This window comes from Serratia sarumanii, from assembly GCF_029962605.1.
Classification (GTDB): Bacteria; Pseudomonadota; Gammaproteobacteria; order Enterobacterales; family Enterobacteriaceae; genus Serratia; species Serratia sarumanii.
In genome coordinates this window covers 3,138,581-3,159,228 of the sequence record NZ_CP124750.1, presented here as the reverse complement: position 1 = coordinate 3,159,228, position 20,648 = coordinate 3,138,581, and the positions used below count along the sequence as shown (strand labels likewise).

The window sequence follows — 20,648 nt, the reverse complement described above, 5'->3', positions numbered from 1 at the left end:
AGCGGGAGAGTGAAGATGCAAACACGCAAATTGGGGCGCGAAGGGCTGGAAGTCTCGGCGTTGGGGTTGGGCTGCATGGGGCTGAGTTTTGGCTATGGCCCGGCCACCGACAAACGACAGGCGATCGAGCTGATCCGTGCCGCGGTCGACGAAGGCGTGACGTTCTTCGATACCGCCGAGATTTATGGTCCTTTCACGAACGAGGAATTGTTGGGCGAAGCGCTGGCGCCGGTGCGCGATCGGGTTGTTATCGCCACCAAGTTTGGTTTCGATCTGTCGCAGCCGGCGGGGCAACAGGTGTTGAACAGCCGTCCGGAGCATATTCGCCGGGCGGTGGACGGTTCGCTGAAGCGCCTGCGGGTAGAGGCCATCGATCTGCTGTATCAACATCGCGTCGATCCCGAGGTGCCTATCGAGGAGGTGGCCGGGGCAGTGCAGCAACTGATTCGCGAAGGGAAAGTGAAGTACTTCGGCCTGTCGGAAGCCGGAGCGCAAACCATTCGGCGTGCCCACGCAGTGCAGCCGGTCACGGCGCTGCAAAGCGAATATTCGCTGTGGTGGCGTGAGCCGGAGCGTGAAATCTTGCCGACGCTGGCGGAACTGGGCATCAGTCTGGTGCCGTTCAGCCCGCTCGGCAAGGGCTTTCTCACCGGCGCCATCACCGAGGACACCACCTTCGACAGCGGCGATTTTCGCAACCAGGTGCCACGTTTCAGCGCCGAGGCGCGCCGAGCCAACCAGGCGCTGGTGGATGTGCTGGGGCAGATAGCGCAGCGCAAGGGCGCGACGCCAGCGCAGATCGCTCTGGCCTGGCTGCTGGCGCAGCAGCCGTGGATCGTGCCGATCCCGGGAACCACCAAGCGCCATCGTCTGCAAGAAAACCTCGCGGCGGCGGCGGTCGCGTTGGCGGCGGACGAGCTGGGCGAGATTGAGCGCGCGCTTTCCGCTATCGACGTGATCGGCGATCGCTACCCGGCGCATCTGCAGAAAAACGTCGGGCGTTAAGCCCCGCGCCGCAGCGCCTCAATCAGCAGCGCAAAGGCGGTGGTGTGCTGCCTGCGGCTCGGATAATAGAGGTAATAGCCGGGAAACGGCGGGCACCAGTCGTCCAGCGCCATCTGCAGCCGGCCGTCGGCCAGCGGCTCGGCGACGGTATCTTCCGGCACAAAGGCGATGCCGAGGCCGAGCTGCGCGGCGTCGATCCGCTGGCGCAGGCTGTTGAAGGTCAGTTGCCCCTCCACCCGCACTTTGATCTCCCGGCCATCGCGGGCAAATTCCCAGGCGTACAGCCCGCCGAGGGTGGGCAGGCGCATGTTGATGCAGCGATGGTTTTGCAGCGCTTGCGGCGTGGCGGGGCGGCCGTAACGGGCGAAATAGGCGGGGGAGGCAACGGGCACCATGCGCATGTCCGGCCCGACGCGCACCGCCACCATGTCCTTCGCCACCTGTTCCCCCAGCCGGATGCCGGCGTCGAAACGCCCGGCGACGATGTCGGTCAGGCTGTTATCGACGGTGATTTCCACGTTGATATCCGGGTAATCGACGAGAAAAGTGCGCAACACCGGCCACAGCACCGCATCCACCGCGTGTTCGCCGGCGGTGATGCGGATGTTGCCGGCGGGCCGATCGCGCATTTCACCCAGCGCGTTCAGCTCGCTTTCAATCTCCGCAAAGCGCGGGCCGATGCTGTTGAGCAGCCGTTCACCGGCCTCGGTGGGGGCGACGCTGCGGGTGGTGCGGGTGAGCAAGCGCAGCGCCAGGCGTTCTTCCAGCCCGCGAATAGCGTGGCTGAGCGCCGATTGGGAAACCCCAAGCTGCGCCGCCGCTTTGGTGAAGCTGCGCTCCCTGGCCACCATCAGGAAAGCGATCAGATCGTTAAAGTTTTCTTTCAACATATCGGCACCGAAGAGGAAGGTGAGCGCACTGTCGCGCAGATTTATGAATTTAGCTCATAGCTCCTTGCGCATTTTACCCGCTAGTCGCCGGAAAAGCATGGCGCTATCTTGGCATCACTCACTCATGACGATCAGCGCCGGCGGTGAGAGCCGGCGCGGAGGACACGACAGATGAAAATACAACGCAGCGGTTCGATCCCATCACAGCGCGGTTCAGCGGATTATTTTACCGGGCAGGTACGCATCGACGCGCCGTTCGCCGGTGACGCGCCGGCCAGGGTGGGCGGCGCGACCGTCACCTTCGAACCCGGCGCCCGCACGGCCTGGCATACGCATCCGCTCGGCCAGACGCTGATTGTCACTCAGGGGCGCGGTTGGATCCAGATGTGGGGCGAGACCACGCAGGAAATGCACCCCGGCGATATCGTCTGGATCCCGGCAGGCGTCAAACACTGGCACGGCGCGACGCCGGACACCGCCATGACCCATATCGCCATCGCCGAAGCGGTGGACGGCAGCCCGGTGACCTGGCTGGAGCCGGTCAACGAGGCGGAGTACCGCCAATAAGGCCGCTCAGGCCTCGTGGCTCTGCTCGCAAAACCGCAGGCGGTTGCCGAACGGATCGGTGAGATTCAGCTCCTTGCCCCAGTCGACAACCTCCACTCCCGGCCGGGCATAGCGGTAGTTTTTGGCCGTGAGCTCCCGGTGCAGCGCGTCGATATCGTGCACCGGGATGAAAAGGGCGGCGCCGGGCGTGCCGTCCCCGTAGTGTTCGCTCAGGTGCAGCGTCAATCCGGCGCGGCTCACCTGCATGTACAGCGGCAGATCCTCGCTGAAACGATGCTCCCACGCCAGCGTGAAACCGAGAAAACCCAGATAAAACTCTTTGGCCTTGTCGACCGAAAAGATGCGCAGGATCGGAATGGCGGGGGAGAAGGTGGTCATCGTCGATCTCACTGTTACGTTAGCGGCAGCCGATATGGATATCGACCGCGTCGGGGCCGGTATAGGCTTCGAAGTCAGTCAGGAAGCGGCGTTCGATTTCCGGGTGTTGCTCGAAGTAGGCCCAGATGGCTTGCCAGCCTTCGATGACCGCCGCCGGCATCGCGCCCCGGGCCTGGAACACCAGATAGCGGCCGGGTTGGATGTACAAACCGCTCTCTGCCGCACTGCCGGCGGTGACGTCAAACGGCCCGCCGGCGTCGGAGGCGTAGTTGGAGTAGACCCCGTAGACCGGCATGGCGGGCGAGGTGGTGAAAAAGTCTGACCACAGCGCAGAAATTTTAGCCGTTTCGGGCCGGGTTTCGTCCTGATTGGTGGTTCTGATTGTCTGGCCGGCGACGTAAAAGCCGGGCAACTGCATCGAGAGGGGGTGCATAGCGGAAATTCCTTTTAACCGTTTGAACGAGAGGCCTAAAGGTAGCAAAGACTCTCCAAAACCGCCAGGCAGGGCCCCCGCAGGCGCGGGAGCCCATCGCATCAGGCGCCCAAACCGCCAAGGCACAGGTATTTGATTTCGAGATAGTCTTCGATGCCGTATTTTGAGCCTTCGCGCCCCAAACCTGAGTGCTTCATGCCGCCGAACGGCGCCACCTCGGTGGAGATCAGCCCTTCGTTGATGCCGACGATGCCGTACTCCAGCGCTTCGGCCACGCGCATCACTCGGCCGATGTCGCGGCTGTAGAAGTAAGCGGCCAGGCCGAACGGCGTGTCGTTGGCCAGTTCGACGGCGTCGGCCTCGTGGCTGAAGCGGATCAGGGGCGCCACCGGGCCGAACGTCTCCTCGCGGAAGATTTTCGCCGTGCGCGGCACGTCGGTCAGGATGGTCGGGGTGAAGAAATTGCCGCCCAGCGCGTCAGGCTTGCCGCCCAGCAGCACCGATGCGCCGTGTTCGACGGCGTCGGCGATATGCTCGCGCACTTTCTCCACTGCGTCCGGGTTAATCAGCGGGCCGATGGTGACGCCCTCATCCAGCCCGTTGCCGACTTTCAGCTTGGCGACGGCGGCTTTCAGTTTGGCGGCGAAGGCGTCGTATACGCCGTCCTGCACCAGAAAACGGTTGGTGCAGACGCAGGTCTGGCCGGCGTTGCGGTATTTCGAGGCGACCGCGCCGGCCACGGCGGCGTCCAGATCGGCGTCGTCGAACACGATAAACGGCGCGTTGCCGCCCAGCTCCATGCTGGTTTTCTTGATGGTGGGCGCGCACTGGGCCAGCAGCTGCGCGCCGACTTCGGTGCTGCCGGTGAAGGAGAGTTTACGCACATCCGGGTTGGCGGTGAGTTCGCCGCCGATGCCCTTGCTGGGGCCGGTGATCACGTTGCACACCCCGGCGGGCAGCCCGGCGCGCTCCGCCAGCACGGCGATCGCCAGCGCCGAGAACGGCGTCTGGCTGGCGGGGCGGATCACCCCGGTACAGCCGGCGGCCCAGCCGGGGCCGGCTTTGCGGGTGATCATCGCCGCCGGAAAGTTCCACGGGGTGATGGCGGCGAACACGCCGATCGGCTCTTTCTGCACGATAATGCGGCGACCGGCCTGCGGCTGCGGAATGGTGTCGCCGTAGACCCGCTTGCCTTCCTCGGCGAACCATTCGATAAAGGAGGCGGCATAGGCGATCTCACCGCGGCTTTCAGCCAGCGGTTTACCCTGTTCCGCCGTCATGATGCGTGCCAGATCGTCCTGATTTTCCATCATCAGTTCAAACAGCCGCCGCAGTTTGCCGGCGCGTTCTTTGGCGGTCAGCGCACGCCAGGCGGGCTGCGCCTTCTTGGCGGCGGCGATGGCGCGCGCGGTTTCTTCGGCGCCGAAGGCCGGCACGTGGCCGACCAGCTCGCCGTTGGCGGGATTATGAATGGCGATCGAACGGCCTGCTTGGGCCGGCAACCATTGCCCGTCGATGTAATTGGCCTCGCGGAACAGCGTGGGATCCTTGAGGGTAGCGCTAATGCTGGTGCTCATTGTTCTCTTCCTTTGCTGAGTTCAACAGAATGGTCTATCCCATACGGCTACCCTTTACCCTAGCAAACTTTGCAGCCGCCGTTTGCCAGCGTGGCGACAAGATGAGCGTTTTCTTTATGCGCATCTTCTGTACAAAAAATATCCGCCGCCGGGCCGATACTGAAAGAGCAGGCATATGACCCTTTTCGATGTGATTAAAAGGAGTGTGCGAATGATGAAATCAGTGGACAGACATCTCGCGGCCTACGGCAGCGAAATGGATTTTTTGGCGTCGAGCATCGCCCTGATGGAATGGCAAGGGCGGCAGATTGACGCCGGGCAGGTGGCCGGCAATATGTCGGAACAGCAAAGCCGCCTGTTCTTTGCGCGGTTGCGTTATTTTCGTCAGCTTTATCAGGCCGCAGCGGCGGCCGAACACAGCCTGTAATCTTCCGATTCAGCCCGCCGCAGCGGGGCTTTTCATTTCAGCGGCGCCACACCCCGGTCGCCAGCGTCGCCGGCGAATATTCCAGATCGCGTCCCCGCCACGGCAGCGCCGCGGCAAAACGCCAGGCGCGGTGAACGTCAAACCGCCAATAGCGTTCCGCCCCTTCAACGCCGGGATGTCCTTCCGCCTGCCAGAGGATCTGCGTTTTTCCCTGCAGATGCAGCACGTCGCCGCGCTCAAAATCGATGGACAGCAGCGCCGCCCGCGGTTCGGCCAGCAGGTTGCCCAACGTATTCATATAACGGTTGCCGCGAAAGTCCGGTATCCACAGCGTGTCGCCTGCCAGATGGATAAAGCCGGGGCGGCCGCCGCGATGGGAAATATCGACGCCGCCCTGCGCCAGTTCCAGGTGCGCGCCGCTGGCGACGAAGCTGGTGTCCGCGGTGCGGATCAGCGCCTGCGCCGCCGCATCGAGCGAAGCTAAATGCTCAACCGGCTGTGGCCGGCTCTCCACCGGGTAGAGTTCGCGGCGCTGAATGTACTGCGGGCAGTTGCCGAAGCTTTGGTGAACGACGATCTCCACCCGGTTTTTGTCGGTGCGGCCGACGGTGCCGTTGGCGCGGTTGCGTCGCCGGTTGCTGAAGTCGAGCCCGAGCGCGCCGACCGGTTTGCCGGGCAGCAACAGCGCCTGGGCGGGATCGTCGCTGCGGCGCGGCGCGCTGATGCGCAGGTGCGTGTCGTCCGGCGTGCGTAAAAACCCGGACGGGCCGCTGAACAGGGTGGCGATGGGCCAGCCCTGTTCGTCCAGCGTGGCGACGAACAGGTAGGGCAACGCGGCGAAAAACGCGCGGTGCTGATCCGGCATCGCGGGGTAGATGCCGCCGCCCACGCGATCGAAACCGGCCAGCGTTTGCGCGCGCAGCTCATCGGGGTGGAACCGTTGCGGGATCATGGCGTCAGCTCGCCGCCGGTTCCGGCAGGGCCGGCATGGCGAAGAAGCCGGGAAGCGCCGCGATGCTCGCCACCCAGCGGCGTATGGCGGGGTAAGGCGCCAGCGAAATGCCGCCTTCGGCCGCGACCGCCACATAGCTGTAGCAGGCCAAATCGGCGATGGTCGCCTGTTCGCCGGCCAGATAGTCGCGCTCGCTCAGGTGCTGCTCCATCTGCGGCAGAAAACGATCGCTGATTGCCCGCGCCGCCTGATAATCCTCCGGCACCGCGAACTGGGCGATCAGCCGGCAGGAGGCCGGGCCGTAGCGCACTTCACCGGCGGCTTTGGAAAGCCAGGCCTGCACTCGCGCCGCCGCCGCCGGCTGTTCCGGCAGCCAGTGGCTGTTCGGCGCATAGCGCTTCACCAGATAGACCAGAATGGCGTTGCTGTCGGCCAGCGTCAGATCGCCGTCCTGCAAGACCGGGATCTGGCCGAACGGGTTGAGCCGGCGAAAGGCCGCGCTCTGGCGTACCTCCGCCGAGGCTTCTACCCATTCATAGGGCAGCGCCAGCATGCGCAGCAGCAACGCCACGCGGTGAACGTGGCCGGAAAGCGGGGTGCCGTAGAGGGTGATGGTGGACATGGCGTTTCTCCTCACTGTTTTTTTTCAGCATACTCTTGCGGCGAATGAGCGGAATCCGGCAATGTGGAAATTGATAATTTCATTTTTCGGAAGAGTCTATGGATCGGTTAGACGAGTTGGCCATCTTCGTGGCGGTGGTGCAGCAGGGTAGCCTGGCGGCGGCCGGGCGCAAACTGCGGCGCTCGGCGCCGGCGATCACCCGGGCGATCGCCGCGCTGGAACAGCGTTTCGGCACCCGACTGGTGGAACGCACCACCCGGCGGCTGGCGCCTACCGAAGCGGGCGTGCGGCTGCTGGAGCGCGCGCAACAGCTGCTGCAGGATTATCAGGCGGTGGTGCAGGATACCGCCGAAGCGCAGCTGAGCGGCTTGCTGCGCGTCACCTCGCCGGTGCAGTTCGGCCGCCGCTACGTGGCGCCGGTGGTGATGGCGTTTCTCGATGACTACCCGCAGATGCAGATCGAAATGGTGTTGAACGATCGCAATCTCGATCTGATTGACGAAGGATTGGATATCGCGGTGCGCATCGGTCATCTGCAGGACTCTTCGCGCGTGGCGAGGCGGCTGGGGCAGGTCAGCCGGGTGACGGTCGCCAGCCCGGCTTACCTGGCGCGCTGCGGCGAGCCGCGCTCACCGGCGCAGCTGGCGGAGCATGCCACCATCGTCGGCACCCAGCGGCCGTCGCTGCGCGAATGGCGCTTCGGCCCGCAGGAAAACGGCGAGCGCGTGCGCTTGGCTCCCCGGCTGTTGCTCAACGACGTGGAGGCGCAGCTGCTGGCGGTGCGCGCTGGCAAGGGCATCGCCCGGCTGCTCTCGTATCAGGTGGCGGACGATCTGGCCGCCGGCACGCTGGTGCGGCTGCTGGCGGACCATGAACCGTTGCCGATGCCGGTACAGCTGGTGGCGCAGCAGGCGCAGCGCATGCCGCTCAAGGTGCGCGCCTTTTGGGATTATGCGTTTGAACGGCTCAGCGCATTGCCGCAAATTCAGCCGGACGGGCGGGGAAAATAAGCGCGAAAAGTTTCATGGGTTAAACTTTTTCGCCGCCTGTCTCATTTTATTTTACCGGGCGCGCATTGCTGATGTGCCCATCTTGACAATAATGTTGCCGGTGCTAATAGTTAATTCATATCTTAAATAATAAACGAAGTTTAATATATGAAACAACTTGCGGGGAGCTATGACAACGGTGCCGCGGTGGATAATGAAGACGCTATTTTGACTTCATTTCAAACTCGCAGCGCGGCTATTTATCATCAGGCGAAGCATGAAAAGAATATTGCGTATGGCGAAAGCGAACGCGAGACGATTGATTGGCTTTATTCTGCAAAGCAGCACCAGGGCACGTTAATTTTTATTCACGGCGGCTATTGGCAATGCTGCGATAAGGCAGATTTCGCCTTTATCGCCGCCGGGCCGTTGGCGTTGGGTTTTGACGTGGTGCTGGTGGAATATGCGCTGGCGCCGGCGGTTAATCTTGACGCTATTTGTCGCCAGGTGGGGGCGGCGCTTGATGCCATTCAGCGTCGTCTGCCCCCGCACTATGCCCATCCGGTGCATCTGTGCGGCCATTCCGCCGGCGGGCATCTGGCGGCGTTTTGGCAGCGGCATGCGTTGGTGGATGCGGTCTTTCCCGTCAGCGGCCTGTTCGAACTGGCGCCGCTGCAAGAGAGCTATGTCAACCGGGCGCTGCAGCTGACCGCGCGGCAGATTGAAACGCTCAGCCCGGCGCGCCGGTTGCCGGCGCGCAGTAAGCCGCTCACGTTGTATTACGGCGCTGATGAGCTGCCGGAACTGATCGGCCAGTCGCAGCACTATCACGCGGCGCTGCGCCAAGGCGGGCTGCCGGCCGATCTGGTCGCGGTGCCCGGCGCCAATCATTTCACCATTCTGGATGCGTTGTTCGCCGCCGACGGCGCGCTGCTTCGCCAACTTGACCACCACGGGAACCACTGACATGCGCGAAATCGTAGCGACCGGGCTGCCGGAGATCGGCCAGCCTTTTTCCTGGGCCACCCGGGGCGGCGGCATGCTGTTTACCGCCCACGGCCCGGTGCGGGCAGACGGCAGCATCGAGACCGGCGCGCCTGAGCAACAGATTGCGTTAACCTTCGACAACCTGGCCCAGACGCTGAAGGCGGCAGGCAGCCACAGCGATAAGGTGCTGCAGGTAATGGTTTATCTCACCGACGTTAACGACGTTAAATTGCTCGATGATATTTACCGGAAATACTTTAATTATCCTTATCCCAATCGCTCCACGGTTATTGTCGATAAATTGGTGGTGCCGGGAATGAAAATAGAAATTACCGTCAGCGCCATCGCCTGATTTAATTTCTCATTAAGTCCGTCTTCATATTAATTCAATAACGAGTTAAGGATGCGTCATGTTTAAACAGATTGCACCTTCTGCAGCCGATCCTATTATGTCGCTGATGGAAGCCTATTTGCAGGACCCCAATCCGAAAAAAGTGAATTTAGGCATTGGGCTCTATTACGACCGGCAGGGGAATATTCCGCTGATGCAGGCGGTGGAGGCCGCCGAGCAGCGGTTGCTGGCGCTGCGTCGCCCGCACGGCTATCCGCCGATCGAAGGTTCGCCGCAGTTCGCTCGCCAGGTGCAGGCGCTGCTGTTCGGCGAGCAACAGGCGGCCGAGATCGCCACGGTGCAGACCGTCGGCGGCTCCGGTGCGCTAAAGTTGGCGGCGGATTTTTTGCGCCACTTTCTGGCGCGCGGTGACATTTGGGTATCCGCTCCCACCTGGGCCAATCACTGGGCGATATTTGAAGGAGCCGGGCTGCAGGTGAATACCTATCCCTACTTTGACGAAGCGGCGGGAGGCCTGCGTTTCGCCGCCATGCTCGACGCGCTGGACAGCCTGCCGCCCGGCAGCGTAGTCCTGTTACATCCTTGCTGCCATAACCCGACCGGCACCGATCTGACGGCGGAGCAGTGGCGCGCCACGCTCGCCGTGCTGCAGCGGCGTAAGCTGCTGCCGCTGTTCGATATCGCCTATCAGGGCTTCGGCGACGGGCTGGAGGAGGATTGCTTTGCGTTGCGCGAAGCGCTGAAAACCGATCTGCCGTTTTTGGTCTGCAACTCGTTTTCCAAAAACGTGGCGCTGTACGGCCAGCGGCTGGGCGCGCTGTCGGTGCGCTGCGCCGATGCGGAAAACGCCGCCAACGTCAAAGGTGCGTTAAAAACGCTGATCCGCCGCAGCTACTCCTGCCCGCCGACGCACGGTAGCCAGATCGTGGAGACCCTGCTCGGCGACGCCGAACTCGGTGAGCTTTGGCGCAATGAGCTGGCGGAAATGCGCGTGCGCATCAAGCAGATGCGTGAGCAGCTGGCCGCCGGCCTGGCGCGGGGCGGCTCTTCGCTGGATCACCAGCGTATACGCGATCAGCGCGGCATGTTCAGCTATACCGGCCTGAACGAAGCTCAGCTGCAGACCCTGCGGCAGCGCTACGCCATCTATCTGGTTTCGCCCGGCCGCATGTGCCTGCCGGGGCTCAACCCCGGCAATATTGACTACGTGACCGCCGCCATTCTCGACGTCACCCGTACCGTCTAACTTCGCCCGGGAACCCAGCCATGCCACAGATGAATGATTTTGAGCATATCGCCCGCCGTCAGGGCGGGTTGAACAAGCATCTTACCGCCGGGCAGATGTCGATGCTGGCGATCGGCGGCGCCATCGGCACCGGGCTGTTTCTCGGCAGTGCCTACGCCATTCAGATGGCGGGGCCGGCGGTATTGCTGAGCTACCTGATCGGCGGCGTTATTGCGCTGCTGTTGATGGGCAGCCTGGCGGAAATGACCTCCGAACACCCGACGCCCGGCTCGTTCGGCGACTACGCCGAATTCTATCTCGGCCCGCTGTTCGGTTTTCTGGTGCGTTATTCCTACTGGTCTTGCGTGGTGCTGGCGGTGGGCACCGAAGTTACCGCCATCGGCATGTACATGCAGTTCTGGTTCCCGGCGACGCCGACCTGGCCGTGGGTGCTGCTGTTCTCGGCGGCGGTGATCGTCGTCAATGTGATCGGCGTGAAGTCGTTCGGCCAGGTGGAATACGCGCTGTCCACCGTCAAAGTGACGGCGATCGTGGCGTTCATTCTGATCGGCATCGGCATGCTGGCGTTCTCGGGCAACCCGGCTTACGGCCTGCGCAATCTGACCGCCGGCGGCTTCATGCCGTTTGGCGTCAAGGGCATGTGGTTCGCAACGATCGTGTCTATCTTCAGCTACCTGAGCATTGAAATGATCGCGGTGGCCGCCGGCGAGGCGAAAAATCCGGTGATTGCGGTGAAGGCGGCGTTCAAGGGCACCCTCGTGCGGCTGTTCATCTTCTACATGCTGTCGATCGCTCTGATGCTGGCCATCGTGCCCTGGCGCCAGTCCGGCACCGGTGAAAGCCCGTTCCTGATGGCGATGAACGTCATCCATCTGCCCGCCGCCGCCGGTATTTTCAACTTTATCGTGCTGGTGGCGGCGCTGTCGGCGATGAACAGCCAGCTGTATATCACCACCCGCATGATGTTCTCGCTGTCGCGCGCCGGGCAGGCGCCGGCGGCATTGGGGCGCGTCAGCCGGCGCGGCATTCCGGTCAATGCGCTGGCGATGTCGTGCATCGGCATCGTGGTGTCTATCGTGCTGAGCCTGGTGGCACCGGAAACCTCGTTCGCCGCCATGATGTCTATCTCGGTGTATGGCGCCTGCTTTACCTGGCTGATGATTTTCGTCACCCATCTGTTCTTCCGCCGCCGGCACCGGCAGACTCACCTGAAATTCCGCATGTGGGGGTTCCCCTATACCACCTTGCTGGGCGCCGGGCTGATGGCGGCGCTGATGATCTCGACCGCGTTTACCGAATTCTTCCGTATGACGCTGTGGTTCGGTATTCCGTTCACCTTGCTGCTGGTGGCGGCCTACCGCTTCCAGAGCCGCCGCGCGGCTGCGCCGTCGCCGTTCAAGGCGCCGGAGGTGGAGTAATGCGGGGGGAGGGGCTGAGGCGCGCCTCAGCCCCGGGGATTACAGCTGGCTTTTCGGGATCAGGTGGTCGCCGAAGCTCAGGCGCTGGCGGCCCGGTTCGATTTCGGTCAGCGGCGCCACTTCGCGCAGCGAGGATTTGCAGCGCTGAACCAGATCCTGATATTCGCGGGTGCCGGCGATCTTCCAGGCCAGTTCTTGCTCGGTCAGATCGCGCAACACGCGCGCCGGGCTGCCGACCACCAGCTTGTTGGCTTCGATCACCGCCGCGGCTTTGACGAACGCCATCGCGCCGACGATGGTGTTCTCGCCGATCTCCGCACCGTCCATCACCACCGCATTCATGCCCACCATCGCATTGCGGCGAATACGGCAGCCGTGCAGGATGGCGCCATGCCCGATATGGCCGTCTTCTTCCACCACCGTGTCCTGCTGCGGGAAGCCGTGCATCACGCAGTTGTCCTGAATGTTGGCGCCGTCGCAGATCACCAGGCGGCCAAAATCGCCGCGCAGGCTGGCGTTCGGGCCGATGTACACGTGTTTGCCGACGATCACGTCGCCGATCAGCACCGCCGTCGGGTGCACGTAACTGCTGGGGTCAACGACCGGCGTCAGGCCGTCAATCTGATACACAGGCATAGCGTGAGTTCCTTAATATGTAGGGTCGCGCGGCAGGCCGCCGAAGCGCCGATAGTAGCCGGCGGCCGGCGCGGGCAGGGCGCCGATGGTGGTTTCCGCCAGCGCGCTGACGTACTCCGTTGCGGCGCGATCGACCTGCTGATAAAGATTGATGCACAGGTTGCGGGCGATCTGGCCCTCCCACTGCGCGGGCAGCAGCGCGTCCGGCAGCAGCGGATCTTTCAACACCACGCGACGGAAGAAGTGAATCAATAATAGCTTAATCTGGAAACAGCGCAGCGGCGTCAGCGCCGCCGGATCGACTTCGCGCAGCAGCGCCATCAGCGGCCGGAAGGAGACGATAAACTCGTGATAGCCGGCCGCCACCTCGCTCAGCGACCAGCAGTCGGCCACCAATTTCTGCAGGGTTTGCTCGGAGCGGTTGTAGGGATAATCGGCGCGGAAATAAATCACCTGCTCGCTGGCGTTCAGCTCGCCGAGCAGCGCCGTCACGTCGGTTTGCGCATGGGTGGGGGCGGCCATCAGGTTGTTGGCGATTTGCCCGAACCCGAGCCAGCCCAGCTCTTTTTTCAGCCGCGCGCGCGCGTTTTTTTCGGCGCTTTCCAGCAGCAACAGCTCCCACTTGCCGTCCCAGGCGGGCTGCTCGCGCAGATAGATTTTCGATTCGGCGTGGCGGAACTGGCGCATCCCCTGCTCGGTCACGCGGTAGAAGCTGCGGCGGCCTATTTTCTCCACCGCCAGCCAACCCTCTTTCTGCAGGCGGAACACCGAGGTGCGCACGAAGCGATCGCCGAAGCCGAAGGCCTCCAGCAGCGCGCTCAGGCTGCCGAGCCACACTTCGCCGCCGCGGTGGCTGAGCGCGTCGCCGTACAGCGAAATGATCAGCGAGGTGCCGCTGATCGGCTGCGCGTCGACGGCATGGCGAATGAACTCATCCAGTTTATGTTCCATATTTTTCCATGGGTTAGCCTTCGATGAGCCATAACATTACGCCTAATTTAAGGCGGCGTCATCCGTGACGCCGTGCGCCTCAGCGCGGCCGCAAATCGACCACGCGCTGCGCTTTGCCTTCCGAGCGCGGAATATCGCCGCAGTTGGCGATGCTGACGTCGGTGCTGACGCCCACGATCGATTTGATGTGGTGGCGCAGCTGGTGGCAGATGTCGCAACGCTGTTGATGGCTGAGGCTGAGCGCCGATTCTTTCAGTTCGACGCGCACCGCCAGCGTGTCCAGGTGCCCGCTGCGGCTGACCTGCAGCTGGTAGTGCGGCGACAGCTGCTCGAACTGCATGATCTGCTCTTCCACCTGCGACGGGAAGACGTTGACGCCGCGGATGATCAGCATGTCGTCGGAGCGGCCGGTGATTTTGCCCATGCGGCGCATCTGGCGCGCGTCGCCCGGCAGCAGCCGGGTGAGATCGCGGGTGCGGTAGCGGATCACCGGCAGCGCCTCTTTGGTCAGGGTGGTGAACACCAGTTCGCCGTGCTCGCCGTCCGGCAGGGCGATGCCGGTTTCCGGGCAGATGATCTCCGGCAGGAAGTGGTCTTCCCAAATGGTCGGGCCGCCGCCGCTCTCCAGACACTCCATTGCCACGCCCGGCCCCATCACTTCCGACAGGCCGTAAATATCCAGCGCCTTGATGCCCATGCGGGTTTCGATTTCGTGGCGCAGGGCTTCGGTCCAGGGTTCGGCGCCGAACACGCCGAGCCGCAGCGAGCAGCCGCGCGCGTCGCCGCCCATCTTGCGTTCCAGCTCGTCGATCAGCGTCAGGCAATAGGACGGTGTCACCATGATGATGTCGGGTTTGAAATCGAGGATCAGCTGCGCCTGGCGTTCCGTCTGGCCGCCGGACATCGGGATCACCGTCGCGCCGAGCCGCTCCGCGCCGTAGTGCGCGCCCAGGCCGCCGGTGAACAGGCCGTAACCGTAGGCGACGTGCACCTTGTCTTTGGCGGTGGCGCCGCCGGCGCGCAGACAGCGGGCGACGATATCGGCCCAGTTATCGATGTCGCGCTGGGTGTAACCCACCACCGTCGGGCGGCCGGTGGTGCCCGAGGAGGCGTGGATGCGCACCACCTGTTCCATCGGCACCGCGAAGGTGTCGAACGGGTAGTTGTCGCGCAGATCCTGCTTGGTGGTGTAAGGGAAGCGCGCCAGATCGCTCAGCTGTTTGAGATCGTCGGGATGCACGCCGGCCTGGTCGAACTTGCGTTTGTACATCGGCACATTGTCGTAGGCGTGGTGCAGCGTCCACTTCAGACGCGCCAACTGCAACGCTTCAATCTCATCGCGCGAGGCGAATTCGATCGTTTCGAGGGGCTGTGGATTTATTGTCATGGTTAGCCTCAGGGGTCAGACACGCTCAATGATCATGGCGATGCCCTGGCCGACGCCGATGCACATGGTGCAAAGCGCGTAGCGGCCGGCTCGCCGTTCCAGTTCAAACAGGGCGGACAGCGCCAGGCGCGCGCCGCTCATGCCCAGCGGATGTCCCAGAGCGATCGCGCCGCCGTTGGGGTTGACCTGCGGGGCATCGTCCGGCAGGCCAAGCTGGCGCATCACCGCCAGCGCCTGGGCGGCGAACGCTTCGTTCAGTTCGATAACGTCCATCTGCGCCAGGCTCAGCCCGGCGATTTCCAGCACCTTGCGGGTGGCGGGCAGCGGGCCGATGCCCATCAGCCGCGGCTCCACGCCGCAGGTGGCGGTGGCAACGATGCGCGCGCGCGGCGTCAGCCCCTGGCGCGCCGCCATCGCTTCGGAGGCGACGATCAGCGCCGCCGCACCGTCGTTCAGGCCCGAGGCGTTGCCGGCGGTGACGCTGCCGGGCTGACGGAACGGGGTTTTCAGCGCCTGCAGCTGCTCGAAGGTGGTGTCGGGGCGCGGGTGTTCATCCTGGCTAAACAGCGTCACCGCACCTTTTTTGCCGCTGAGGCTGACGGGGGCTATTTCCTGCGCCAGGTGGCCCAGCGCCTGCGCCCGGGCGGCGCGCTGCTGGCTGCGCAGCGCAAAGGCGTCCTGATCGGCACGGCTGATGTTGAACTGCGCCGCGACGTTTTCGGCGGTCTCCGGCATCGAATCGGTGCCGAACTCGGCCTGCATCCGCGGATTGACGAAGCGCCAGCCGAGGGTGGTGTCGTACAGCTGCGCCTGGCGGCTGAAGGCGCTGTCGGCCTTGCCCATCACCAGCGGCGCACGGGTCATCGATTCCGCGCCGCCCGCCAGCAGCAGCCCGGCGTCGCCGGCCTTGATGCTGCGCGCCGCCATCGCCAGCGCATCCAGGCCTGAACCGCACAGGCGGTTTACCGTGGTGCCGGAAACGCCGACCGGCAATCCGGCCAGCAGCAGCGCCATACGCGCCAGGTTGCGGTTGTCTTCCCCGGCCTGGTTGGCGCAGCCGAGGATCACGTCGTCCAGCTGCGCCCAATCTACCTGCAGATGGCGTTCCAACAGCACGCGTAGCGGCAGGGCGGCGAGGTCGTCGGCGCGCACCTGGGCCAGCGCGCCGCCATAGCGGCCGATCGGGGTGCGCACGCCGTCGCAGATAAATGCCTGATTCATGCCTGATCTCCTAAAATGCTGTGGCCGAGGCGGTGCGCGCGGCCGCGGAACCAGGCGACGGTTTTGCCCAGTTGGTTAACGATCTCGACGTCATACAGCCCGGTGGCTTTGCCCTGATGGCGCATCTCCGCGCTGGCGGTGAGGCGGTCGCCGGCCAGCGCCGGGCGGACGAAGTCGATGCTGCAGCCGGAGGCCACCGCCGCCAACCCCTGGCTGTTGCAGGCGTAGGCGAAGGCGGTGTCCGCCAGGCTGAACAGCTGGCCGCCGTGGCAGGTCTGGTGGCCGTTGAGCATCTGCGGGCCGACAGTCATGCTGACCTGAGCGTATCCGGCGTCGACGGCGTCGATGTGCATTCCCATCGCCTGAGCGCAGGTATCTTGCTGGAACATCTGTTCGGCGCAGCGCTGAGCCAGCGCGCGCGGCGTATTGGCGTTCATCGTTCGGCTCCTGGGAAAGAGGCGGGGAAAGCGTAGCGGCGTAGCAGCGGCATCGGGCGATAGCGCGCTTCGCCGTAATAGCGTTGCAGGTTTTCCAGCGTCGTCAGAATGTGGCGCCAGCCGAGCGCGGCGCCCCAGGCCAGCGGCCCGCGCGGATAGTTGACGCCGCGCAGCATCGCCAGATCGGTATCTTCGGCGCTGGCGACGCCTTTGTTCACCACGTCGAGCGCTTCGTTGGCCAGCATGGCCAGGGTGCGCATCGTCAGCAGGCCAGGGTAATCCGGCAACGGAATGACCTGCTTGCCGAGGGACTGCAGCAGGCGAATCGCGTTGGCATTGTGTTGCGCATCGTTTTGCGCCGCGCAGCTGATGGCTATGGCGGAGGCGTGCGCATAGTCGGCACAGAGATCGAACAGCACCACGGGCGTTCCCCGTTCGTCGGCCAGTTGGCCGGCGGTTTTACCATTGGTTAACATCAGTGTAACGTCGTCGATCGTGACGTGTGGGCTGGTCTGGCCGGGTTGTTTGATCGCCCCCGCATTTTCGCTTAACAGCTGCGCCAAATCGGCTAGCGAAGACCAGTCGCCGTGCAGCGTAACGCGTTGCGGCACTGCGGCCTGCGCCGGTGGCGCAAAGGCGATCGCGTCGGCGGATTGCGGTGCGTCGTAGCGGTAGAAACCGCGGCCGGACTTGCGGCCGAGGCGCCCGGCGGCCACCAGCTCCTGCTGCATCAGTGAGGGAGTGAAGCGCGGATCCTGATAGAAGGCCTGATACACCGAGTCGGTCACGGCGTAATTGACGTCCTGGCCGATCAGATCGGTCAACTGCAGCGGGCCCATGGCGAAACCGCCGGCGTCGCGCAATACCGCGTCCAGCGTGGCGGCGTCGGCCACCCGTTCCTCCAGCGCGCGCAGGGTTTCGGCATAGAACGGCCGCGCCACGCGGTTGACGATAAATCCCGGCGTCGAGCGGCACACGACGCTTTGCTTACCCCAGCGCTGCGCCAGGGCCTGCAGCGCGGCGAGGGTATCGGTACCGGTCTCCAGACCGCTGACGATCTCCACCAGTTTCATCAGCGGCGCTGGGTTGAAGAAGTGCAGCCCGGCCATGCGCTGCGGGTGTTGCAGTGCGCCGGCGATGGCGGTGATCGACAGCGAAGAGGTATTGCTTACGAACAGTGTCGTGGGCGAGCAGATCGCCTCCAGATCGCGGAACAGGCTCTGCTTAATCGCCAAATTTTCCGCCACCGCTTCAATCACCAGCGTGCAGTCGGCCAGCTGCTCGAGCGAGTCGGCGCGTTCGAGGCGCGCCAGCAGCGCTTCGGTGGGCGCGGCGTCGGCCTTGCCGCCGTCTACCCGCTGGCGCAGGCGGCGAGCGAGATCGTCGATCGCGCGCTGGGCGGCGGCGGGCGCGATATCGAACAGCCGCACCGGGTGGCCGGCGGCGGCGGCCACCTGGGCGATGCCGATGCCCATGGTACCGGCGCCGATCACCGCCACCTGGCCGTTAAGAAGGGGCGCGTTCATGGCTATTTCCCGCTGAAGTTGGGCGTGCGTTTGGCAAAGAACGCGCTGACGCCTTCGCGATAGTCGTCGCTGCGGCCGCCCAGGCGTTGCAGATCGCGCTCCAGATCGAGCTGCTGATCGAGGCTGTTGGTGGCCGAGCTGTAGAGGGCTTTCTTGATCAGCCCCAGGCCGTAGGTCGGCTGGGTGGCCAGATGGCGCGCCAGCGTTTGCGTGCGATCGGCCAATTCATCCGCCGGCACCACCTGCCAGATCATGCCCCACGCCAGCGCCTGTTGGGCGCTGATTTTGTCACCCAGCATGGCCATGCCCATCGCGCGGGCGTGGCCGGCCAGCCGCGGCAGGAACCAGCTGCCGCCGGAGTCAGGCACCAGCCCCAGACGGCAGAACGACTGAATGAAGCTGGCGTTGTCGGCGGCGATGACGATATCGCACGCCAGGGCCAGCGCGGCGCCGGCGCCGGCCGCCACGCCGTTGACCGCGCACACCACCGGCTTCGGCAGGGCGGTCAGGCGACGGATCAGGGGGTTGTAGAAACGTTCGACCGACAGGCCGAGATCCGGCGCCTGTTGATCGGCGCTGACGTTGCGATCGTTGAGATCCTGCCCGGCGCAGAAACCGCGCCCGGCGCCGGCGATCAGCAGGCAGCGCACGCTGTCGTCGCGCTCGGCTTGCGTCAGCGCTTCGCTCAGCTGGCGATGCATCTCGTCGTTAAAGCTATTGAGCCGATCCGGCCGGTTGAGGGTCAGCGTCAACACGCCGGCGTCGAGATGGCTGAGAATCAATGCGTTATCCATAAATCAGCGCCCCTGATAGTTTGGCGTACGTTTTTCGAAAAAGGCGGCGATGCCTTCGCGGCGATCGTCGGTGGCGGCCAGGGTGACGAACTGCTGACGCTCCATCGCCAGCCCCTGGCTGAGGCCGGTTTCCTCGGCCTGTTTCAGCGCCTGTTTGGCGGCGCGCAGCGCCAGCGGCGCCTGACGGCTGATGCGTTCGGCAATCTGCTGCGTGCGTTCCAGCGTCAGGGCATCGACGCACACTTCGCTGATAAGACCGGCCTGCAGCGCGGTGCGGGCGTCGATGGGCTCGCCGGTCAGCACCATCTGGCTGGCGCGCGACTTGCCGACGCAGCGGATCAGGCGCTGGGTGCCCCCGGCGCCCGGCATCAGGCCGAGGGTGATCTCCGGCAGGCCGAAGCGGGCGCTTTCGCCGCCGATGACGATGTCGCAGGCCAGCGCCAGCTCACAGCCGGCGCCCAGGGCATAACCGTTCACCGCCGCCAGCAGCGGCTTGCTGAACTGCGCCAGACGCTGCCACAGCTGTGGACGGCGATCCGCCAGCGCGGCCGGCAGATCCTGCTGTTGCAGTTCGCGCAGATCGGCGCCGGCGGCGAAGAAGCGCGCCGCACCGGCGATCACCACGGCGCCCACGCCGCTGTCGGCGTCGGCCTGCTCCAGCCGTGCAACCAGCTGTTCCAGGCACGGCGTGCTCAGGGCGTTGCGCGCCTCCGGGCGATGCAGCGTCAGCGTGACCACGCGGTGCTGCTGCTGATGCAAAATAAAGGGGGTGTCCATCGCGGCTCCTAGACGTCGAAGTCCAATACCACGCCGTCGCCTTTCGGCCACGACTGGCAGCTCAATACGTAGCCCGCAGCCAGCTGATCCGGCTCCAGGCTATAGTTGACGCCCATCTCCACCTGGCCGGCCTTCAGACGGCATTTGCAGGTGGCGCAGACGCCGCCTTTGCAGGCGTAGGGCAGGTCGGCGCCCTGGCGCAGCGCGGCGTCGAGAATGCTGTCGTCCTGTTCGCCGATCTCGATATCCAACCGGCGGCCGTCGAGCAGGATCGCCACCCGGGTGGCGTTGCGATCGCCGCTGTGGCGCGGGCGGGCGGCCAAGCCGCTGGTGTTGAAGCGCTCGCTGTGGATGTGATTGGCCGGTACGCCGGCCTGTTCCAGCACGGTTTGCGCGTCGTCCATCATCGATTCCGGCCCGCAGATAAAGGCGTGGTCATAGTCGCGGAAATCCAGCAGCGCGCCGCCGATCGCCGTCAGGCGTTCGCGGTCGATACGGCCGCTGAGCAGCGGGCTGTCGAGACTTTCCTGGCTGAACAGGTACAGCGGCTGAAAACGCTGCGGGTAGCGGTTTTTCAGGTCCGACAGCGCCTCTTTGAACATCATCGAACGGCTGTTGCGGTTGCCGTAGATCAGGGTGAAGCTGCTGCCCGGTTCGAGCAGCAGCGTCGCCTTGATGATCGACAGCATCGGCGTGATGCCGGAGCCGGCGGCGATCGCCAGGTAGTTGCCGTGGCGCTCTGCCTGCGGCTGGTAGCCGAAGCGCCCCTGCGGCACCATCACCTCCAGCGCGTCGCCGACTTTCAGCATGCGGTTGACGAAGCCGGAGAAGCGCCCCTGATCAATCGCCTTCACGCCGATCTGCAGCAGGCCTTCCTGCGGTGAACTGCAGATGGAATAGCAACGCCGCAACTCTTCGCCGTTGACCAACGCCTTGAGCGTCAGGTGCTGGCCGGGGGTATAGCGGTATTGGTTTTGCAGCTCTTCGGGCACCCGCAGGGTGATGGCTACGGCGTCCGGCGTTTCGCGCTCGATGGCGGCGACGTTCAGGCGATGAAAGACCGTCATGGTGTCAGC

At 64.3% G+C, this 20,648-nt stretch carries 23 protein-coding genes; 8 read left to right on the top strand and 15 right to left on the bottom strand.

What is annotated here, in order from left to right:
- Positions 1-15: 15 nt before the first annotated feature.
- Positions 16-1,005 carry an aldo/keto reductase gene (locus SSARUM_RS15065; protein WP_060430265.1) on the top strand — a complete coding sequence of 330 codons (990 nt, stop codon included), beginning with the start codon at positions 16-18 and terminating at the stop codon, positions 1,003-1,005.
- Here the strand turns inward: SSARUM_RS15065 and SSARUM_RS15060 are convergent.
- On the bottom strand, positions 1,002-1,895 hold the full coding sequence (locus tag SSARUM_RS15060; RefSeq protein ID WP_033647876.1) for a LysR family transcriptional regulator: 894 nt from the start codon (positions 1,893-1,895) through the stop codon (positions 1,002-1,004). The genes SSARUM_RS15065 and SSARUM_RS15060 overlap by 4 nt on opposite strands.
- 171 nt (positions 1,896-2,066) lie before the next feature.
- On the opposite strand from SSARUM_RS15060, the gene SSARUM_RS15055 reads away from it, so the two are divergent.
- A complete protein-coding gene (locus SSARUM_RS15055; protein ID WP_060419023.1) occupies positions 2,067-2,462 on the top strand; it encodes a (R)-mandelonitrile lyase in 396 nt (131 codons plus the stop codon).
- Between the two features lie 6 nt (positions 2,463-2,468).
- Here the strand turns inward: SSARUM_RS15055 and SSARUM_RS15050 are convergent, their stop codons facing one another.
- From SSARUM_RS15050 to gabD, 3 genes are all read right to left on the bottom strand, one after another.
- Complete coding sequence (locus tag SSARUM_RS15050; RefSeq protein ID WP_060419021.1) at positions 2,469-2,840, bottom strand: glyoxalase superfamily protein; 372 nt, start codon at positions 2,838-2,840, stop codon at positions 2,469-2,471.
- Positions 2,841-2,859: 19 nt separating this feature from the next.
- Positions 2,860-3,273, bottom strand: coding sequence for a GyrI-like domain-containing protein (locus SSARUM_RS15045; RefSeq protein WP_060387986.1), 414 nt, complete (start codon positions 3,271-3,273; stop codon positions 2,860-2,862).
- A 101-nt stretch (positions 3,274-3,374) separates the two neighbouring features.
- Positions 3,375-4,850, bottom strand: coding sequence for an NADP-dependent succinate-semialdehyde dehydrogenase (gabD, locus tag SSARUM_RS15040; protein ID WP_060419019.1), 1,476 nt, complete (start codon positions 4,848-4,850; stop codon positions 3,375-3,377).
- A 211-nt stretch (positions 4,851-5,061) separates the two neighbouring features.
- Between gabD and SSARUM_RS15035 the strand changes: the two genes are divergently transcribed.
- The gene (locus SSARUM_RS15035; protein ID WP_038872200.1) at positions 5,062-5,277 is read left to right on the top strand and encodes a glycogen synthase; all 216 of its coding nucleotides are present in this window, start codon (positions 5,062-5,064) and stop codon (positions 5,275-5,277) included.
- Positions 5,278-5,314: 37 nt separating this feature from the next.
- On the opposite strand, the gene SSARUM_RS15030 is transcribed toward SSARUM_RS15035, so the two are convergent.
- Both SSARUM_RS15030 and SSARUM_RS15025 read right to left on the bottom strand, forming a co-directional pair.
- On the bottom strand, positions 5,315-6,229 hold the full coding sequence (locus SSARUM_RS15030; RefSeq protein WP_282493402.1) for a pyridoxamine 5'-phosphate oxidase family protein: 915 nt from the start codon (positions 6,227-6,229) through the stop codon (positions 5,315-5,317).
- Between the two features lie 4 nt (positions 6,230-6,233).
- Positions 6,234-6,851, bottom strand: coding sequence for a glutathione S-transferase family protein (locus tag SSARUM_RS15025; protein WP_033653568.1), 618 nt, complete (start codon positions 6,849-6,851; stop codon positions 6,234-6,236).
- 98 nt (positions 6,852-6,949) lie between these two features.
- Here SSARUM_RS15025 and SSARUM_RS15020 point away from each other — a divergent pair, with 98 nt between their 5' ends.
- From SSARUM_RS15020 to SSARUM_RS15000, 5 genes are all read left to right on the top strand, one after another.
- Entirely contained in the window at positions 6,950-7,861 is a 912-nt protein-coding gene (locus tag SSARUM_RS15020) for a LysR family transcriptional regulator (RefSeq protein WP_033647869.1), read from the top strand.
- A 147-nt stretch (positions 7,862-8,008) separates the two neighbouring features.
- The gene (locus SSARUM_RS15015) at positions 8,009-8,806 is read left to right on the top strand and encodes an alpha/beta hydrolase (RefSeq protein WP_060419015.1); all 798 of its coding nucleotides are present in this window, start codon (positions 8,009-8,011) and stop codon (positions 8,804-8,806) included.
- A 1-nt stretch (position 8,807) separates the two neighbouring features.
- On the top strand, positions 8,808-9,179 hold the full coding sequence (locus SSARUM_RS15010) for a RidA family protein (RefSeq protein WP_060419013.1): 372 nt from the start codon (positions 8,808-8,810) through the stop codon (positions 9,177-9,179).
- A gap of 58 nt (positions 9,180-9,237) precedes the next feature.
- Positions 9,238-10,425 (top strand): amino acid aminotransferase, encoded by a 1,188-nt coding sequence (locus tag SSARUM_RS15005; protein ID WP_060419011.1) that lies wholly within the window; start codon positions 9,238-9,240, stop codon positions 10,423-10,425.
- A 20-nt stretch (positions 10,426-10,445) separates the two neighbouring features.
- Complete coding sequence (locus SSARUM_RS15000) at positions 10,446-11,843, top strand: amino acid permease (RefSeq protein ID WP_060419009.1); 1,398 nt, start codon at positions 10,446-10,448, stop codon at positions 11,841-11,843.
- A gap of 39 nt (positions 11,844-11,882) precedes the next feature.
- Here the strand turns inward: SSARUM_RS15000 and paaY are convergent, their stop codons facing one another.
- From paaY to paaE, 9 genes are all read right to left on the bottom strand, one after another.
- Positions 11,883-12,479, bottom strand: coding sequence for a phenylacetic acid degradation protein PaaY (gene paaY / locus SSARUM_RS14995; RefSeq protein ID WP_060419008.1), 597 nt, complete (start codon positions 12,477-12,479; stop codon positions 11,883-11,885).
- 12 nt (positions 12,480-12,491) lie between these two features.
- Positions 12,492-13,430 (bottom strand): phenylacetic acid degradation operon negative regulatory protein PaaX, encoded by a 939-nt coding sequence (gene paaX / locus SSARUM_RS14990; protein ID WP_033635109.1) that lies wholly within the window; start codon positions 13,428-13,430, stop codon positions 12,492-12,494.
- 79 nt (positions 13,431-13,509) lie between these two features.
- Complete coding sequence (paaK, locus tag SSARUM_RS14985; RefSeq protein ID WP_016927188.1) at positions 13,510-14,817, bottom strand: phenylacetate--CoA ligase PaaK; 1,308 nt, start codon at positions 14,815-14,817, stop codon at positions 13,510-13,512.
- Between the two features lie 15 nt (positions 14,818-14,832).
- A complete protein-coding gene (gene pcaF, locus SSARUM_RS14980; RefSeq protein WP_060419006.1) occupies positions 14,833-16,038 on the bottom strand; it encodes a 3-oxoadipyl-CoA thiolase in 1,206 nt (401 codons plus the stop codon).
- Positions 16,035-16,475: a hydroxyphenylacetyl-CoA thioesterase PaaI gene (gene paaI, locus SSARUM_RS14975; RefSeq protein ID WP_060419004.1), complete on the bottom strand. Its 441-nt coding sequence runs from the start codon at positions 16,473-16,475 to the stop codon at positions 16,035-16,037. The genes pcaF and paaI overlap by 4 nt, the downstream gene beginning before the upstream one ends.
- The gene (locus tag SSARUM_RS14970; RefSeq protein ID WP_060419001.1) at positions 16,472-18,001 is read right to left on the bottom strand and encodes a 3-hydroxyacyl-CoA dehydrogenase; all 1,530 of its coding nucleotides are present in this window, start codon (positions 17,999-18,001) and stop codon (positions 16,472-16,474) included. The genes paaI and SSARUM_RS14970 overlap by 4 nt, the downstream gene beginning before the upstream one ends.
- A gap of 2 nt (positions 18,002-18,003) precedes the next feature.
- The gene (gene paaG / locus SSARUM_RS14965; protein ID WP_033635102.1) at positions 18,004-18,795 is read right to left on the bottom strand and encodes a 2-(1,2-epoxy-1,2-dihydrophenyl)acetyl-CoA isomerase PaaG; all 792 of its coding nucleotides are present in this window, start codon (positions 18,793-18,795) and stop codon (positions 18,004-18,006) included.
- A gap of 3 nt (positions 18,796-18,798) precedes the next feature.
- A complete protein-coding gene (gene paaF / locus SSARUM_RS14960) occupies positions 18,799-19,572 on the bottom strand; it encodes a 2,3-dehydroadipyl-CoA hydratase PaaF (RefSeq protein ID WP_033647860.1) in 774 nt (257 codons plus the stop codon).
- Between the two features lie 8 nt (positions 19,573-19,580).
- On the bottom strand, positions 19,581-20,639 hold the full coding sequence (paaE, locus tag SSARUM_RS14955; protein WP_033647859.1) for a 1,2-phenylacetyl-CoA epoxidase subunit PaaE: 1,059 nt from the start codon (positions 20,637-20,639) through the stop codon (positions 19,581-19,583).
- Positions 20,640-20,648: the final 9 nt, after the last annotated feature.